The 14,922-nt window shown below is 46.5% G+C and carries 16 protein-coding genes; 9 read left to right on the plus strand and 7 right to left on the minus strand.

Annotated features, from left to right (window positions below):
• Positions 1 to 7: 7 nt before the first annotated feature.
• Positions 8 to 688 carry a type VI secretion system-associated protein TagF gene (tagF, locus tag AC5SV9_RS03900; protein WP_475153093.1) on the plus strand — a complete coding sequence of 227 codons (681 nt, stop codon included), beginning with the start codon at positions 8 to 10 and terminating at the stop codon, positions 686 to 688.
• Between the two features lie 37 nt (positions 689 to 725).
• Here the strand turns inward: tagF and AC5SV9_RS03905 are convergent, their stop codons facing one another.
• Both AC5SV9_RS03905 and AC5SV9_RS03910 read right to left on the minus strand, forming a co-directional pair.
• The gene (locus tag AC5SV9_RS03905; RefSeq protein WP_475153091.1) at positions 726 to 1,829 is read right to left on the minus strand and encodes an IQM protein middle domain-containing protein; all 1,104 of its coding nucleotides are present in this window, start codon (positions 1,827 to 1,829) and stop codon (positions 726 to 728) included.
• Positions 1,830 to 2,026: 197 nt separating this feature from the next.
• On the minus strand, positions 2,027 to 2,812 hold the full coding sequence (locus AC5SV9_RS03910; RefSeq protein WP_475153090.1) for a PP2C family protein-serine/threonine phosphatase: 786 nt from the start codon (positions 2,810 to 2,812) through the stop codon (positions 2,027 to 2,029).
• A gap of 193 nt (positions 2,813 to 3,005) precedes the next feature.
• On the opposite strand from AC5SV9_RS03910, the gene AC5SV9_RS03915 reads away from it, so the two are divergent.
• Genes AC5SV9_RS03915 through AC5SV9_RS03925 form a run of 3 tightly spaced genes read left to right on the plus strand, consistent with a single transcriptional unit; the run spans position 3,006 to position 6,864 of the window.
• Positions 3,006 to 4,943 carry a protein kinase domain-containing protein gene (locus tag AC5SV9_RS03915; protein WP_475153089.1) on the plus strand — a complete coding sequence of 646 codons (1,938 nt, stop codon included), beginning with the start codon at positions 3,006 to 3,008 and terminating at the stop codon, positions 4,941 to 4,943.
• An 11-nt stretch (positions 4,944 to 4,954) separates the two neighbouring features.
• Positions 4,955 to 5,941 carry a polysaccharide deacetylase family protein gene (locus AC5SV9_RS03920; protein ID WP_475153088.1) on the plus strand — a complete coding sequence of 329 codons (987 nt, stop codon included), beginning with the start codon at positions 4,955 to 4,957 and terminating at the stop codon, positions 5,939 to 5,941.
• Positions 5,938 to 6,864, plus strand: a complete 927-nt coding sequence (locus AC5SV9_RS03925) for a tetratricopeptide repeat protein (RefSeq protein WP_475153087.1) — start codon at positions 5,938 to 5,940, stop codon at positions 6,862 to 6,864. The genes AC5SV9_RS03920 and AC5SV9_RS03925 overlap by 4 nt, the downstream gene beginning before the upstream one ends.
• Positions 6,865 to 6,946: 82 nt before the next feature.
• Here the strand turns inward: AC5SV9_RS03925 and AC5SV9_RS03930 are convergent, their stop codons facing one another.
• The 3 genes from AC5SV9_RS03930 to AC5SV9_RS03940 all read right to left on the minus strand — a co-directional run bounded on the left by AC5SV9_RS03930 (position 6,947) and on the right by AC5SV9_RS03940 (position 11,275).
• A complete protein-coding gene (locus tag AC5SV9_RS03930; protein ID WP_475153086.1) occupies positions 6,947 to 8,110 on the minus strand; it encodes a hypothetical protein in 1,164 nt (387 codons plus the stop codon).
• A 212-nt stretch (positions 8,111 to 8,322) separates the two neighbouring features.
• Positions 8,323 to 8,931 carry a LuxR C-terminal-related transcriptional regulator gene (locus AC5SV9_RS03935; RefSeq protein ID WP_475153085.1) on the minus strand — a complete coding sequence of 203 codons (609 nt, stop codon included), beginning with the start codon at positions 8,929 to 8,931 and terminating at the stop codon, positions 8,323 to 8,325.
• Positions 8,932 to 9,022: 91 nt separating this feature from the next.
• Positions 9,023 to 11,275, minus strand: coding sequence for a sensor histidine kinase (locus tag AC5SV9_RS03940; protein WP_475153083.1), 2,253 nt, complete (start codon positions 11,273 to 11,275; stop codon positions 9,023 to 9,025).
• A gap of 341 nt (positions 11,276 to 11,616) precedes the next feature.
• Between AC5SV9_RS03940 and AC5SV9_RS03945 the strand changes: the two genes are divergently transcribed.
• The 4 genes from AC5SV9_RS03945 to AC5SV9_RS03960 all read left to right on the plus strand — a co-directional run bounded on the left by AC5SV9_RS03945 (position 11,617) and on the right by AC5SV9_RS03960 (position 13,672).
• Positions 11,617 to 12,180 carry an RNA polymerase sigma factor gene (locus tag AC5SV9_RS03945; protein WP_475153082.1) on the plus strand — a complete coding sequence of 188 codons (564 nt, stop codon included), beginning with the start codon at positions 11,617 to 11,619 and terminating at the stop codon, positions 12,178 to 12,180.
• 424 nt (positions 12,181 to 12,604) lie between these two features.
• Complete coding sequence (locus AC5SV9_RS03950) at positions 12,605 to 12,907, plus strand: integrase arm-type DNA-binding domain-containing protein (protein ID WP_475153081.1); 303 nt, start codon at positions 12,605 to 12,607, stop codon at positions 12,905 to 12,907.
• On the plus strand, positions 12,874 to 13,143 hold the full coding sequence (locus AC5SV9_RS03955) for a phage integrase central domain-containing protein (RefSeq protein ID WP_475153079.1): 270 nt from the start codon (positions 12,874 to 12,876) through the stop codon (positions 13,141 to 13,143). Before AC5SV9_RS03950 ends, AC5SV9_RS03955 begins: the two co-directional genes overlap by 34 nt.
• Before the next feature lie 19 nt (positions 13,144 to 13,162).
• The gene (locus AC5SV9_RS03960; RefSeq protein ID WP_475153078.1) at positions 13,163 to 13,672 is read left to right on the plus strand and encodes a tyrosine-type recombinase/integrase; all 510 of its coding nucleotides are present in this window, start codon (positions 13,163 to 13,165) and stop codon (positions 13,670 to 13,672) included.
• A 91-nt stretch (positions 13,673 to 13,763) separates the two neighbouring features.
• Here the strand turns inward: AC5SV9_RS03960 and AC5SV9_RS03965 are convergent, their stop codons facing one another.
• On the minus strand, positions 13,764 to 14,123 hold the full coding sequence (locus AC5SV9_RS03965; RefSeq protein WP_475153077.1) for a hypothetical protein: 360 nt from the start codon (positions 14,121 to 14,123) through the stop codon (positions 13,764 to 13,766).
• Between the two features lie 112 nt (positions 14,124 to 14,235).
• On the opposite strand from AC5SV9_RS03965, the gene AC5SV9_RS03970 reads away from it, so the two are divergent.
• A complete protein-coding gene (locus AC5SV9_RS03970; protein WP_475153075.1) occupies positions 14,236 to 14,457 on the plus strand; it encodes a hypothetical protein in 222 nt (73 codons plus the stop codon).
• A 30-nt stretch (positions 14,458 to 14,487) separates the two neighbouring features.
• Here AC5SV9_RS03970 and AC5SV9_RS03975 read toward each other — a convergent pair whose 3' ends face one another.
• The gene (locus tag AC5SV9_RS03975) at positions 14,488 to 14,898 is read right to left on the minus strand and encodes a hypothetical protein (RefSeq protein ID WP_475153074.1); all 411 of its coding nucleotides are present in this window, start codon (positions 14,896 to 14,898) and stop codon (positions 14,488 to 14,490) included.
• Positions 14,899 to 14,922: the final 24 nt, after the last annotated feature.

Below are 14,922 nucleotides of genomic sequence, written 5' to 3' on the forward strand. Positions count from 1 at the left end.
GTGTACAATGAAAGTAGGATTTTTTGGCAAACTTCCCAGCTATGGCGACTTTGTTCAGCGCAATGTCTCACCAGAGCTGACTGAGCGCTGGGACAACTGGTTAATGCAGTCTATTGATACATCGCAAAGCCAGTTAAAAGACTACTGGCGCGAGCTGTACTTTACCAGCCCGGTATGGCGCTTTACCGTGCAGCAGGGTGTTATCAGCAGTACCACAGTCTCGGGGTTGATGATGCCAAGCGTGGATGCCAGTGGCAGAAACTATCCTTTTTTCGTTTTTTGTGAGTTAAGTGGCGCGCACGATGTACTGAGTATATCGGCACAGCTGGAGCCTTTGCACCTTCAGGCTGAAGAACTAATTATCGAATTGCTCAATAAAGTACGCCCCAATCTGGATGATGTAGCGACGTTATTAAGCCAGCACTACGCCAAATTTAAACCCGCGCCACCGTTAACTCCGGCTAGCGACGCGCCGCAGTTACAAACGGATTTGTTTAAACACAGCAGTGTAAAGCCAGTATCAGTCAGCGATGTCCATCAGGCGTTTTGTAGCCATTTACTGGCCCGGCAGCAGCTTGCCATCTCTATCTGGGCACATTCAGCCAGTGAACATTTTGACCACCTGCAACGCTATTTTAACGGTATGCCACCTGTTGATGCTTTTGCGTCATTGCTGTACGGCAGTTAGGCCGGAATAACTGCCGGCTTTACCGGTCGTTATTCCGTTAAACGGGAACCCTTGCCGGCTTTGCGATTTCCTGAGCAGCCGGTAAATTGCGTAGTATTCCGTTCGCCTGAATCGCATCCATGGCGTTAAACCACTTGTTAGGCGCATTGAAAGGATCACTTACTGCCACATTTCTTAAGTCGACAGCATGCTGCTGCATAAGACGAGTCAACGCAGCATTTAGCTCTTCGGGCCGCGCTTTATAGTGGCCGGTTTTGTTGGTAACCCCCACCACCCTACCGCTATTAATAGCGATTTCGCCTCCAGCCATAACAGCTGCGCCGGAAAAAAAACTGGAATGATGAAAGCGGTTGATACGGTGTGAGCCAACATAAAAGTTACCATAAAAATCAACCACATAAATACCCCACCCCGGACCTGAGGACGAAGATACCAGGTTACCGCTATGAAACAGATCACCATTAGAGTCCCGGGCCATACCTCCGGCAAAGTGCAGCTTATAAGCTTGCCTGCCCTGTTCATCAAGGTATTGCACGCCTTCCTGAGCCAAACCAGCAAGCGTGCTGTCTCCATCCTCTCCCGCCCATTGGCGTACGGTATCCATCCAGGTATTTAACGTCAGTTGAGAGCCGGAATCGAGCCAGTTTTTCACTGTATCCTTGCCTAAATGCCGTGAGTTGGCTCTTTCATAGCGATATTCATTATCTAATGTTCGCCCTACCGCTTTACCATTCAGGTTTGCTTTATCGTAAAAAGCCTCAAACTCTAAACGATTCTCATAATTTTCCAGCACCTGTTCTTTGTGCACCCCCAAAAAGTGCGTAGCGACAGCATCAATTCTTCGATCTAAGTTAGCTTTGAGCTCCTTAATGATTGTTCTGTCGCGATTAGAGTAAGGGTCTTTAAAAGGATGTATAACATTAAGCAAAGCATTACATTTCTTCCTTACATCCCGCAGACGGGCAATTGCATCCTTCGAAAGAAAAAACCGATATAACTCTGCCCTTTTTAATGCGTTATAAATGTCATCGATAGAAGGATCACTTCGTTTAAGTGTTCCATAAACACCGGTTCGGCCAAGCTTGTACTTAAAGTAATAAGCCGAAGGGATGCCATTAACTACTTTTTTATTCACGTCCATTAAGATTTTCCTCTGCGTAATAAGCACCCCGCCATGCGAAACCAGCACAGTATCGCACTGCCTGGCTTTACATGGTTGGCAAAGACAACTGCTATTATTTACGGAAAGCGGGAACAAATAGTTGCACAAAGAACAGGTTAACTTAGCTGCTTTTTTGCCGTTGCAGCAATAAAGCAACTAAGTGGCATCGCACTTAATTAACCTTGAAAATTTAATGGCAGGGTCGAGTCCAGCGGCAGTGTTTGGTACATCTCATGCCCGACAGTGCCGGGATTATGCACGGCAATAACAGTAACATTGTCCCTGGCACCACGGCTTAAAGCTTTGCTGATAAGCTCGCTGGCAATACCTTCTGGCGCAGTGTGTAACATCAGGTATTCCAGCTCAGGGTCATTTAACGCTTTATTTAACCCATCACTGCACAGTAAAAAGCGGTCGCTTGGCAACAGGTCAAAGCTTTTGCATTCAAGCTCCAGCTCCAGCTTTGCCCCTACTGCCCGGGTAATCACATTAGCTTTAGGGTGGCTTTCCGCTTCTTCCGGTTTAATCAGGCCAGCATCTATCATATCTTCAACCTGACTGTGATCGCGGGTTAACCGCTGCAGCCGTTTATTGCGTAACCGATATACCCGGCTGTCACCGGCCCAAATGCAATGCGCCTGCGTTTTAGTAAGCAACAAAATAACTACCGTACTGCCCACAATCGCGCCTTTTTCGCCGGAGATAGCGACCAATTTACGATTAGCCTCTTTAACGCATGCAACAATGTCTTTTACCGTCAGTTCGTGATGGCTGCGCTGCACTAAATTAGCCAGTTCCCGGGTGATTAACTGGCTGGCCAAATCACCACGCGCATGACCACCCATGCCATCGGCAACACACCAGACTAATGCACTGGCATCAGCAAAAAAACCGTCTTCATTGACCTTTCTGACATGGCCAATATCGGTCTTGGCAACAGACGCCCAGGGAGATTTTTGCATATTAACTTCAAACTCATTTACCAACGCTATTAATTAGATTACGCATTATTTTCGTCAATGTGCAACATTTTTAACGCTGTTTGCGTACATGGTTTCAGAGTTAAAAACCAGATTACGCCGCCGCATCATTGCCTGTTAGAAACAACATTTTCACGCTGTGCGAGGGCAATGATGCCGCTAAAAAGGGACCCAGATGTCTGACAGCATGTTGAACAAAAAAATCGGCCGGTACGAGCTTCAGGAAGTGATCGGCGAAGGGGCAATGGCTACGGTTTACCGCGCTTACGACCCGGAAATTAATCGCTCTGTCGCCTGTAAAATTCTGAAAAAAGAATACTGTGTCGACAAAGAATACACCTCCCGCTTTTTGCGTGAAAGTAAAGCCGCGGGAGCGCTGTCACATGCATCCATCGTCACCATCCATGATGTCGGTGAAATCGATGGCTCACCCTACATCATGATGGAACTGATCCAGGGGCAGGACTTGGGTGAAGTGCTAAAAGTCCGTCACAAGCTCAGCGTTACCGAAACCTTGCTTATCGTGCTTAATCTGGCCAAAGCGCTTGACTACGCTCACGCTGAGAACATTGTTCACCGCGATATCAAACCAGACAATATTATTTTGCTGTCAGACGGCCAGTCAGTAAAAGTGGCCGACTTTGGTATTGCAAGGTTAAGTGAAAGCGACGAAGCGCAGAAAACACAGATTGGCTCAGTACTGGGCACGCCAAGATATATGTCGCCGGAACAAGCGCTGGGTAAAGACATTGATGGCCGCTCGGATTTGTTTTCCGTTGGTACCATCATGTATGAAATGCTCAGTGGCAGGAAAACTTTTGATGCCAACAATATGGGCACGCTGATGATGCAAATTGCCCAGCAGCAGCCTGAACCGCTGAAAAAGATCAACGCTGATATTCCCGCCGGCGTGCGCCAAATCGTAAACAAGTTACTGCAAAAATCGCCGGATAAGCGTTTTCAAACCGGTGCTGAACTTGTTCAGGCAATAAAACATGAACTACACGCACTTAAAGAGCAGCAGGAAGAGCAAACTAAACATAAATACATGCCGCTGCGTTATAAATGGACCTTCATTGCGTCGGCGATTGTGACCGCAGTACTGCTGCTGTGTATGAACATTATGTTTAGTATGCAATCTTCCGCCATGACAAAACAGGCGGTAGATTCCGGCGAGTCGCTGGCCAAGTTTATTGCTACCGAAACCGCCGTTCCGCTACTTAGCGAAGATTGGATCACACTGGAAACGCTGGTGAATGATGCCTCAAACCGTGAAACATTCAGCTATTTAATCGTCGCTGATCGCAGCGGCATTATTCGCGCGGCGACCGACAACACGCTAGTTGGACAACCCTACCAAGCCAACGCGAACGCCGAGCCGGTCAACCAGAGCGAACACACCCATACCACCAGTTCCAGCGAAAGCGATGGCATGGGCATGTTTAATATCGAAACCCTGGTGTTATTTCAGAATATCGAAGTGGGTAAAATCATTTTAGGCATTTCCCAGACCAGCCTGGATCAGGTAAAAAGCGTTACCGGTTGGCTCATGGTATTACTTGGCCTTATTACTGTGTCCTGTGTGTCGGTGGTGATGTTTATTTTTGCCAGCCAGATTGCCAAGCCGTTAAAAACCGTTGGCCGAGCCATGATCAAACTGGAAAAAGGTGATTTTGACTCGCGTATATCACTGCAACGTAATGACGAGATGGGTAAGTTGTTTGAGGCATTTAACAACATGGCCTCTTCTATACAAGCCCGTTACACCCGGGTGTCGGATGAGCTTGCGCTATCGGGTATTTCGATTGCAGCGGCTCAGCCAGGGTCAGTTGATAACTCGGCGGTTTCAGACAATACCATGCTGGAAAGCAGTGCTTCCAGCCACTTATCCGATACGCCGGTTGAAGAGTTAACGGTGCTAACCCTGAGCCAGATCACCACGCGCAGCATTGAAGAAAATGACGATGGCACTGTGATGATAAGCAGCCAAATCACAGCAAATCAGTCGGAGCAGGATACCCAAGCACCCGCGACGGAGCCTACAGATACAGACACGTCAGATGTAGAATCTGGCAAAGACCCAGCCCAAAAAGCACCAGCCGAAAAAGCATGATTCCCGTGCGCATGAATCTGTTTTATAGCACCTTGCTGCTTATCACATTAACACTGGTTGGCTGTTCCAGCAGTGGCGAGCGCCACAGCGTGATAACACGCAACAAGCAGTTTGTCGTCGTCGAAACCGACAGCAAGGATACTTATGCGTCGCTGGCAAAAAAGTTTATCGGCAATGAAGCCTATGCGTCGGTGATTGCCCGCTATAACCCGGATTTATCGCAGGCCGGATATGTCGCTATTCCGCTATCCGCTGTCAACCCAAGTGCGGTGTATACCTCAGGCTATCAGCAAATTCCGGTATTGTGTTACCACCAGTTCACCACTGCCAGCCACAGTAATAACAGAATGGTCGTAACGCAGAATGAGTTTGAGCAGCAAATGCGTTATTTGCGCGAACATGGCTATCAAATTCTGACCTTACCCGAGCTCTATCGCTTTGTTCAGGGCCAGCAAGAGGCCCCCGACAAGGCGGTAGTGATCACCGTTGATGATGGTTACCGCAGTTACCTTGACGTAGCAGTGCCGATTTTGCGCAAGTATGACATTCCGTCGACCATTTTTGTTTATCCTGATTTTATTGGTGCACCACTGGCTCTGAGCTGGGACAACATAAAGATGTTTACTCAGGACCCGCTCATCGACGTGCAATCCCACTCCAAAACACACGCCAATCTGGCGTTTAACGCCAAAACTGACAATACCAGGCAATATCAGGCTCGCTTACAGCAGGAAGTGTTGACGGCGGCAGAAAAAATTGAGCGTATAACCGGCGAAAACAACATTCATTATTTTGCCTACCCGTATGGCAATACCAGTCAGGAGTTAATGGTTCTGCTTGAACAACACAATTATCAGCTTGGTTTCACCGTAGAGCGCGGTAGCGCGTCAACCTTCTCAGACCGATTTTTAATTAACCGCACCATGATTTATGGTGGCGACAGCCTGAGTAAATTTATCCGCGCCCTGAATACCTTTGAGCGGGTGGATCTAAAGTGAGAAATACTGCGCTTCTTGTTCTGACATTTGCCCTGAGCGCCTGTGTTAGCACCAGCGACAGGCTGTCGTTTAAGTCGGCCCCCGCTAACGACCCAAGGTACAGCTATGCCCTGCAGTTAGAACAACAACAGCAATGGGCAGAGGCTTTAGTGCAGTGGCGCATTCTGGCGCTGCTTTATGCCGACAATGCTCAGATAACAAAACAAATAACCAATTTAAATCAGAAGATTGAAATGCGTGTAAGCGCCCTTGAGCAGGAAATAGCACAGCTGGGAACGCATGCATCCGCCAGTAAACAGCAGCAATACTTGCAGCTTAAAATACTGGCACTAAAACCGGATTACCAACCTGCAATTGCTTACCTGCAAAGCGCCGACAGCAGATATGAACTGGCCAGAGCAGAACGCAAAGCCCTGCCGGCTAAACCAATGCCGAAAAACCCCATTAGCGCACCAGTGAAAGTGTTGGATCCGCTCGATGACATACTTACCAAAGCCGAGCAACAAAGCGCGCAAGGGGATTATGAACAGCTGCTGCAATCTGTTGCTGCAATTGAGGATATTGCGCCGCAACACCCCAACCTTAAACATTACCGCTACACGGCGTGGAATGGCCAGGCAAAACAGAAGCTTAGCTTAAGCCAAATTAACGAAGCGTTGCAATGCTACGAAAAAGCCCTCAGGTTCGCCGCTGACGCGGACAAACAAAGCCTGTCACATACAATCACTCAAATACGCCAACGGGAATCAGATCGGCTTTATGGCGAGGCAATGAAGCTGTTTACCAGCGACATTACTCAATCGATAAAGCTGCTGGAACAAGCCGTATCAATTGATGCCACTAACCAGCGCGCTAACCAGCAATTACAGCGCGCGCAAACCATCAGCAAGAATCTTAAGCAAATAAAGAAAAACCAAAACTAACGTTTTGGTTTTAAATCGTAAAATGACATCTGGTAGATCTGGGTTGATGTCTGAACCCGGGTGGCTCAGACATCAATTGAGATTACGGATTAAGTGCTTTTAAGCGCTGCTGCAACTCAACGGCCTGACTACGATAGGCTGATACATCGGTGTTTGACGGATCAACATGCAATACGATGTCCCATTTTTTAATGGCCTCTTCAATACGTTGCTGACGAAATGCGATAGAGGCTTCACGATGGTACTTACTTACAATCTGCTGCTGCAAATCCATCATTTTTTGCTGCGCTTCTGCATTACTATCATCAGTAGCGTAAGCCAGTTTGAAATAATCAAATGCACTGATGTCATCGCCATTTTGCTGCATAAAATCAGCCGCCTGAGTGTACAGCTGCGCCGCAGTTGAGGCTTGGTTAGCTTTAATCATATCGGCTCTGCCTATCAATGCCTCGCTTGCCAATAGCCGCGTACTGGCATCGAATTCAACATTCTGCGACGTCAGTACCTCAAGCAGTGATACTGATTGCGCAAAGTCCCCTGCTCTGTTCGCATCTGCCAGTTTGGCTTTAAGTGTCGCTGGCGACTCCGGTACATTTTCAGCCAGCACTTCACTGCTGTCATCTTCAACGCTGGCAGTCTGCAGCTCTTCTTTTGACGCTACAATGTCCGTTGCCACAGCGGCCTGTTGTGGTTCAGTGCCTTGCGGCTTTTTTTGCGCCAGTTGCGCATCTTTCTCGCGTACAGACCTGGCATTAGCGGTGAGCGGAATTTTGATTTTACTGCCGGTATTAATGCGGCTGGGGTTCTCAATACCGTTATATTTTGCCAGCGCATAAAACTCCAGCGCATTGCCCAAATAGTGCTGAGCCAGCGTACTGATGCTTTGCCCAAACGCCAGTTCAACAACGAAAAACTCTGGCGGATAAAACTCATTAGCGGGCGTATTAATCTGTTTTAATAATTGCCTGGCACGGCTGCTATCCGGTGTACTGATCAGATACTCATTTAACTCCACGCTTGCGACATCAGCATTTCCCAGTTCGAGTTGCTGGATCGATTTTGACATGCGCTGCCTGGGCGTTAAGCCAGCTTCAGCAACCAGCACAATATTCTGCTCATTTGCACCGTTTTCCGATGTAGGCAGTGTTTTAGCTGATGGCCCGCTGTTGCCGTTTGTAGCACATGCACACAATGTCACGGTGATACCGCATAACAGAACTGCTTTGATGGTTTTATTTAGTAGCAAAAACACGTTTCCTCACTTGTCATTACACTGCATTGCGTTAGGGATTAACGGCACTTTTCAACACAGTGAACATACGCAAACCCACTGCAAAAGGTTGCAGTGCGCTGTATTTCGATAAAGCTGCAACTTTACGCAGTTAGACGACGTATCATTCAATAGCAATACATAACCGGCAAGATGGTTGCGGTAGCGCAAAGACAAGAGCAGTGGAGTTAGTATTTAGTTAGCCTGGACAGCAGCAAGCCTTTGTTTTCGGCGTTTTGAACAGCCTGGGTGCGGTTATCTGCGTCGAACAATTCTAAAATTTTTGACACATATTCTTTTGCGGTATGTGGAGAAATATTTAGCGCGCGGGCGATTTCTTTGTTGGTCTTGCCTTGCGCCATAAAATGCAGTGTTTGTTCCTGACGGGTAGACAACATAATGCACTGATTAGGTTGCAGCTGCGGTTCAACGACAATTTCGCCCTGCAGAATTTTATCCAGCGCACTTAACATTTTGGCTTTGGCAGAGGCTTTGGAAATAAAGCCGTTTACCCCAAGGTTCATAATATTGCGTACATTGGTTTCAAAATCCAATGAGGAAATGACCACCATTGTTAACGTGGGATAACTGCTTTTTATCGTGTTAATACCATCAAGCCCATTGGCATCAGGCATTTTAAGATCAACCAACGCCAAATTTATGTTGGGTTGTTGGCTAAGTAAAACCAGTGACTGTTGAATGTCCCGCGCTCTGAATATTTCAGCGCCAGGCAGTAGTTCATGCACAATAAGGGACACACCATCACCATAAAGATCATGATCTTCTGCAATCAACACACCTTTTTTAACCAAGCACTGGTTTAACGTCACTGGCTACCAATTTAAATGATAAGACTCTCGTTCGGATTATACCTTTATACCTGAAAAATTAAACAGATAGGTATTGGGCTTCAACGTAACGTATAAAAGCTCTTAGTTCTGCCGGTTCAACACCAGGATTTAAACGGTGCACTTTCAGCTTATCCGTCGCCGCATTGTTAAACGGCAAAGTAGAAAATGAACCAATAAATTGCGGTACTGCCGGCGCATCGCGCTGTTGAATATGATTAGACAAATATTCAAGCAAGCTAGATGACTCGTCAGTAAAGTAGATACAGTCAGCCATACTGTCGCGGCTGATATCGGCTGCATTAGTCGTGGTATAGCCCCATTTATGTAAATAGCTATTCACCTTGTTTTTCAGCTCGACGTTTTCAATCAGGTTAGCAATGGTCAAGCGCGGTATGCGCTCTTTACTTTGGCTATTTTTCTGCGCTATGCAGTTTTCAACATCGGGTATTTCAATACGAAAAACCGAGCCTGTATTGACTCTGGATTTGAGCGATATTTTATACCCCAGTGCATCAACCAGCTGTTTGACATTAGCCAGCCCAATACCAGAACCACTCTCCTGATGTTTGTAATGTCTGGCGCGTTGATACAGATCGAAAATAATCGGCTGTTCATGTTCGGGAATACCACACCCCGTGTCCCAAACTTCAATCACTATGCTGTGTTTACGGCAACGGCAAGTCATCAGCACTGCGCCGCTCTGGCTATACTTCAACGCATTGGACAACAGATTACGTACTATTCGCCTTAACAATAACGGGTCGGTTGTGACCACGTATGACGGCGCCTGAATTCTCAGCTCAATACCTTTTTGCACTGCCATAGACGTGAATTCTGTTTTAACGTCGTGCAACAGTTTGCTGATGTCGGCTTTTTCCAGGTTAACGCTAACCTTGCCCGCTTCCAACTGGCTCCAATCCATTAAGGCATTGAAGGTTTCGTCAAATGTCGTTTGCACCTGCTGCAATTGACTTAATATGGACTTGCCCTGCTGGCTTTGAACTTCCCCTTCCAGATGACCGGTGAGCAACTGCATGGAATGTATAGGCTGGCGTAAATCGTGACTCACTGATGCCAAAAACATTGTTTTGGCGAGGCTTCGGGTTTCAGCTTCAAGTTGCTGTTTCTTATGGTCTGCAAAGCGCAATAAGATAGCGACCAAATGACCAAAAAAATGTATCGCCTGGTAAACCGGGTCATAACCTGGGTTGTATATTATCGCGTCGCTGCTGTAACTGGGGTCTACATTCAGCGCAAATGCCTTTTCGCCGATGCGGAAAAATATCGGTAACCAACCTAAAACAAACAACACATAATATTTGCGCAGCTTAAACGCATATATAACCCCCAACACCACTGCGAACAGCGTGACTAACAGGCCATAGAAAATACTGACCATGATCATGGTTTCCGGCCTCAGGAACAGCTCTGACAGCAGCAAACTCATAAATATACAGCTACTGATAATGATAAAACTGCGGTTGTAAAAGCGGCGTAGTGGAAGTGGATCCTTATCAGATGATAAAAATGACAGTACAAATTTCAATAAGCAGATTTCGGTTACACAGATCAGCAGCCAGAACCAGTCTGGCAAACCGTTATCAAGCTCAAAGAAAGCAATGCCAAGATAGCTGCGCGACAACGTAATCAGCGCCATTAAAAACGACGAGATGGCAAACCAGAAAAATGTCATTTCACGCAGCAAGAAAAAGCACACCAGAGACGCCGCAATACTGGAAAAAACGATACCCATTGTAAATAGAAACAACGCGTTGGCTTTTTCCGTCACCCGCGCGTATTTTCCACTGCTATATAAATCGAGCGACACAGGTGGCACAAAGCTGTCTGCCGACAGTATCACCAGCACCCTGGCTGTAGATTCAAGCGGTAACGAAATCGGAATACCGTGACCGAACACACTCCTGATGGCGTCGTTGTCACTGCCATCTTTAAAATTAGCGGCAAAGTATGAGTTGCCGTCTTCGGTGATAACATAAACCTCAATCTGGTCTATCAAAAACCGATTAACATGCAATATCCATTGTGACGTATGGGTATAGTTGTCTAAAGCGATGAACAAGCCATAGTGGCTGTGTTGCTCGAAGTTGGGGATAGTAACCGTTGAATCCGCCGTAATCTGCTGTATGACCGAGGTTATATCTCCCAGCCCGGTATTTGCAGGCACTTCAAAATAGGCTGCCGCTTGTTTTTGCGCGTTTAAACGAAAGGCCTGATTTTGCTCATTCAGTTCCAGCACAGGCTTTTCCTGCAATGGTGATGCATAAGCCATAGGTGAAACCAGGCAGGTAATGACGTTAAGCCAGATTAAAGCAAGAAAGAGTGCTGATGCATATTTCATGTTTGTGGTTATTGTTAGTAAGTCATTTTTACCGGGCAAACAGCCTTGCTACAGACTTAATTGCCATCCATTTTAATTAATGCGACACAGCACAAACACGCAAATCAACGCAAATCAACGCAAATCAACGCAATTCTAACACATTGATTTCCCGCTTTCGCCCCCCCATCTGTCGGGTTTTCCTTTCCCCCTGACTCAGTAGACTAGTCCCATTGGCAGCTAGCAAGTGACGTTTTTGACGGCGCTTTTGTGAGCACTACTGAGTCGGTATCATGGATAATAATGAATTAGTACGTTTAATTGCACTATGTGCAAAACGTGATCAAAAAGCCTTGCAGCAGCTCTATCGCAATACTTCAACCTACTTAAATACGGTTGCTTACCGTATTGTTGGTTGCCAGGAATACAGCAAAGAAGTACTGCAAGATGCCTATTTACAAATTTGGGATAGTGCAGACGAATATTATCCGCAGCAAGCACAAGCCATGACCTGGATGGCCAGTATTGTCAGGTACCGTTCAATCGATAAAATCCGCCGTGAAAAGAATCACCGTAATCGGCCGCTTTTCGAAGAAGAGCAGGAAATATTACTCAATACCCCCTGCGCCGATAAACCCGAAGAACAATGCATGCAGTTAATGTTTGGCGAAGACATTGAAAAACATTTAAACGCTATGAACGATAACTTTAAAAACAGCATTCAATTGGCATATTTCTATGGCTATACCAGAGAAGAGCTATCAGAAGCATTAGGCACCAACCTGAATACGATAAAATCATGGCTACGCCGAGGCACAGCAAGGCTTAAAGAGCAATTAGAAAGTCGCTACAATTGAAGCTAGTCAATTAACCCTGCGGATAAAATTTGTACTGAAACTTCATCACTGAAGAGTGATACAACTGCCACTTGTCCACTGCCATTAATTTGACTATAGTTCGACAGTTGCGCGATACCCGCGCAAAGTGTTAGTAAACCCGAGCAAAATTTTTTGCACCACAGGTTGCACCACAGCTTTTTAAAATATGGCGCTAACCCTTGGTATATCTGGATGTTCGATTCCTGCTGGGGCAGCCATGCTCACTACCCCCGAAGTGTAGCAAAGACCAACAAAGCTCAACAAAGTTTATTAAAAATCAAACACTTACAGATTACATAATACAACTTAGTGCAAAATCGTCCGGTAAAATCCGGTGCGGTATGTACCACAGGTTGTACTACAGCACCGTCAGTGCATTTTCTGTAGTACACAGAGAGTGCCCATGACCAAGAAAACAAAGCCGCTGACCGAAGCTCAAGACCGTATTGCTAAGTCAAAAGAAAAGTTATTTCTCCTGTATGACAAAGATGGTCTGCAGATAAAAGTCTCGCCTTCAGGCAGTAAGATCTGGCTGTTTCGCTACCGCCGACCGGTAACGTTAAAAACCAATAACCTTAAACTGGGTAATTATCCTGCCCTAACTTTAGCGGCAGCACGAAAAACTACCCTTGGTTCCCACGAACAGTTAGCAAGAGACATCGATCCACAGAAATGGTTAGAAGAGAAAAAACAGCGAAGCAGATAACGCTTAATAACACGGTAGAAAAATTAGCCCGGCAATGGTTTACAGTTAAATTCAGCAAAATTACGCCGCGCCATGCCTTTAATATCACCCGCACCTTCGAAATGCATGTCTTTCCAAAGCTTGGGCGCTACCCGGTTCACGAACTAACAGTCCCACTCGTTACAATGCATTTCAAGCCGCTCGAGACTATAGGTAAATTGGAAACATTATCAATGGGTATTATGTCAACACATTAACGAAGTAATACAATGGTGTGTGAACACAGGTGCAATAGCAGCCAACCCACTTTCAGGCATCAAAGCTGCTTTTATCACACCGACGAACGCACCTATGCCGACTTTAAAACCTCAGCGACTTCCTGAACTGATGCAACGTATAAGTCGAGCTCAAATCAGGCTTCAAACACTTTATTTAATTGAGTTTCAGCTTCACACCATGGTGCGGCCATCCGAAGCAGCAGGTCCATGCCGAGATGAAACTGATTTCGCCAAACAAGAATGGAAAATTCAGGCCTCCCGAATGAGGCAAAAACGTGAGCACGTGGTGCCACTATCACCTCAGGTGCTTGATGGCTATATCTATCTGCACCGCGACAAAGCCGGGCGTAACTTGAGTATCAGCATCAGCAAATCGCTGCGCGATAAGCTAGAAGCCAAACAATACCCTCAAGGCAATGAGATGTATCGGGTGCTGTCTGCTTGCTCAGCAGAGATTGCTGAGTTCTGTATACAGCACGCGGATGATTTTGAGACCATATTCGGCTGACCACCGGATATCTATATGGAAGTTGCCACGTATTACTGAGGCATTATGACGAAGCGTTAACCTAACGGCGGGGAATCCCGCCGTTTTTACGTTAAGCGTCCTCGGTGCTGTGCTCCATGTCGTGCAGAAATTGCTTAGACGCCTCTCCAACACCGCGCAGAATGCTGATATCAACAGCGCCTAAACGGGTTGGGTTTGCTACAACCCTGCCAGCTTTGCGGTAGTCGTCGTGATTACTGATAATGCGGATATAACGCTTTAAGAGCTCTGGAGGCGTGCTATCGCGTGTTAGCTTCTTCTTTAGGCTGGCTGTGAATTTTTGAATGCTGGCATCTTCATCATCATCTTCGTCGTTCAACTCGCAGTAAATCACCTCGGCCAAGCGAGCTTTAGTCCAGCCCAACAGCTTCTGCATGGTATTAATTTCATCTTGCAGTTGCTTAATCTGCACAATGTCCCGCTTTGTCCCTGTCGGCAATTTAGTATCACTCCTGTTCGCAGCAATGCTGCTGCGGGCACTTAAATAAACGTTATCAATGCGTTGATACGCAAAGGAGATTCAAATGTCTACATCTATGACAAAAGCAGCCGCAGCTCGCATTCAGTCCGCCACCGCTAAAGCAAACGGTGGTGTAGTTCCTAAAGGTTCATTTGCTGCCAAAGCTACCAGTGTTGCAGCCAAAAGTGCGGCATCACGCCCTGCACCACCAAATGGCCCAAGTACTACCGGCAAACCTTCTGGTAAAGGCCGTGGCAATAATCCACCCGCACCGGCTAAACGCTAATATCTACTAATCCAGGCCGGGTAATCCGGCCTAGTTGTCACACCTTTTGAGGTTTTGCGTAAATAAAACCTTAAACTCTTTTGCACGACCGGCCATTTCGGCTTCCGGAATCTTTTCCATCGCCTTGTCCAAAGCACATACACACGCTTTGGCCAGACGTGGCTTGGTCATATCGACCAAATGCGGACTATCCGGATTAACACAGAAATCAACAATCTCATAAATCGCCGCAGTTGAGTAACGCTTGGGTTCAAAAAAATGACCATCCACCTTTTGACCACCATAAGCTCCAAGCAGCAGAACTGCACCAGTACCCAGAATCGATGTTTTGTATTTTTTGAAAGAAAAGCCAGCAAAGCTTTTTTGGCATTTATGGCAGTGGATATTTTCGGCAAATTCGATGGTGTTGCCAGTGTCGCAATGCGGGCATTCTATGTTCATTACTGCTGTGTGTCCTTACCATGT

It is taken from the genome of Rheinheimera sp. ATLC3, assembly GCF_059429535.1.

What these genes read in the sequence shown, in the direction of transcription:
- tagF (WP_475153093.1), top strand. Translation starts at nt 8, where the DNA reads ATGAAAGTAGGATTTTTTGGCAAACTTCCCAGCTATGGCGACTTTGTT.
- AC5SV9_RS03905 (WP_475153091.1), bottom strand. Translation starts at nt 1,829, where the DNA reads ATGGACGTGAATAAAAAAGTAGTTAATGGCATCCCTTCGGCTTATTAC.
- AC5SV9_RS03910 (WP_475153090.1), bottom strand. Translation starts at nt 2,812, where the DNA reads ATGCAAAAATCTCCCTGGGCGTCTGTTGCCAAGACCGATATTGGCCAT.
- AC5SV9_RS03915 (WP_475153089.1), top strand. Translation starts at nt 3,006, where the DNA reads ATGTCTGACAGCATGTTGAACAAAAAAATCGGCCGGTACGAGCTTCAG.
- AC5SV9_RS03920 (WP_475153088.1), top strand. Translation starts at nt 4,955, where the DNA reads ATGAATCTGTTTTATAGCACCTTGCTGCTTATCACATTAACACTGGTT.
- AC5SV9_RS03940 (WP_475153083.1), bottom strand. Translation starts at nt 11,275, where the DNA reads ATGGCTTATGCATCACCATTGCAGGAAAAGCCTGTGCTGGAACTGAAT.
- AC5SV9_RS03945 (WP_475153082.1), top strand. Translation starts at nt 11,617, where the DNA reads ATGGATAATAATGAATTAGTACGTTTAATTGCACTATGTGCAAAACGT.
- AC5SV9_RS03950 (WP_475153081.1), top strand. Translation starts at nt 12,605, where the DNA reads ATGACCAAGAAAACAAAGCCGCTGACCGAAGCTCAAGACCGTATTGCT.
- AC5SV9_RS03955 (WP_475153079.1), top strand. Translation starts at nt 12,874, where the DNA reads ATGGTTAGAAGAGAAAAAACAGCGAAGCAGATAACGCTTAATAACACG.
- AC5SV9_RS03970 (WP_475153075.1), top strand. Translation starts at nt 14,236, where the DNA reads ATGTCTACATCTATGACAAAAGCAGCCGCAGCTCGCATTCAGTCCGCC.
- AC5SV9_RS03975 (WP_475153074.1), bottom strand. Translation starts at nt 14,898, where the DNA reads ATGAACATAGAATGCCCGCATTGCGACACTGGCAACACCATCGAATTT.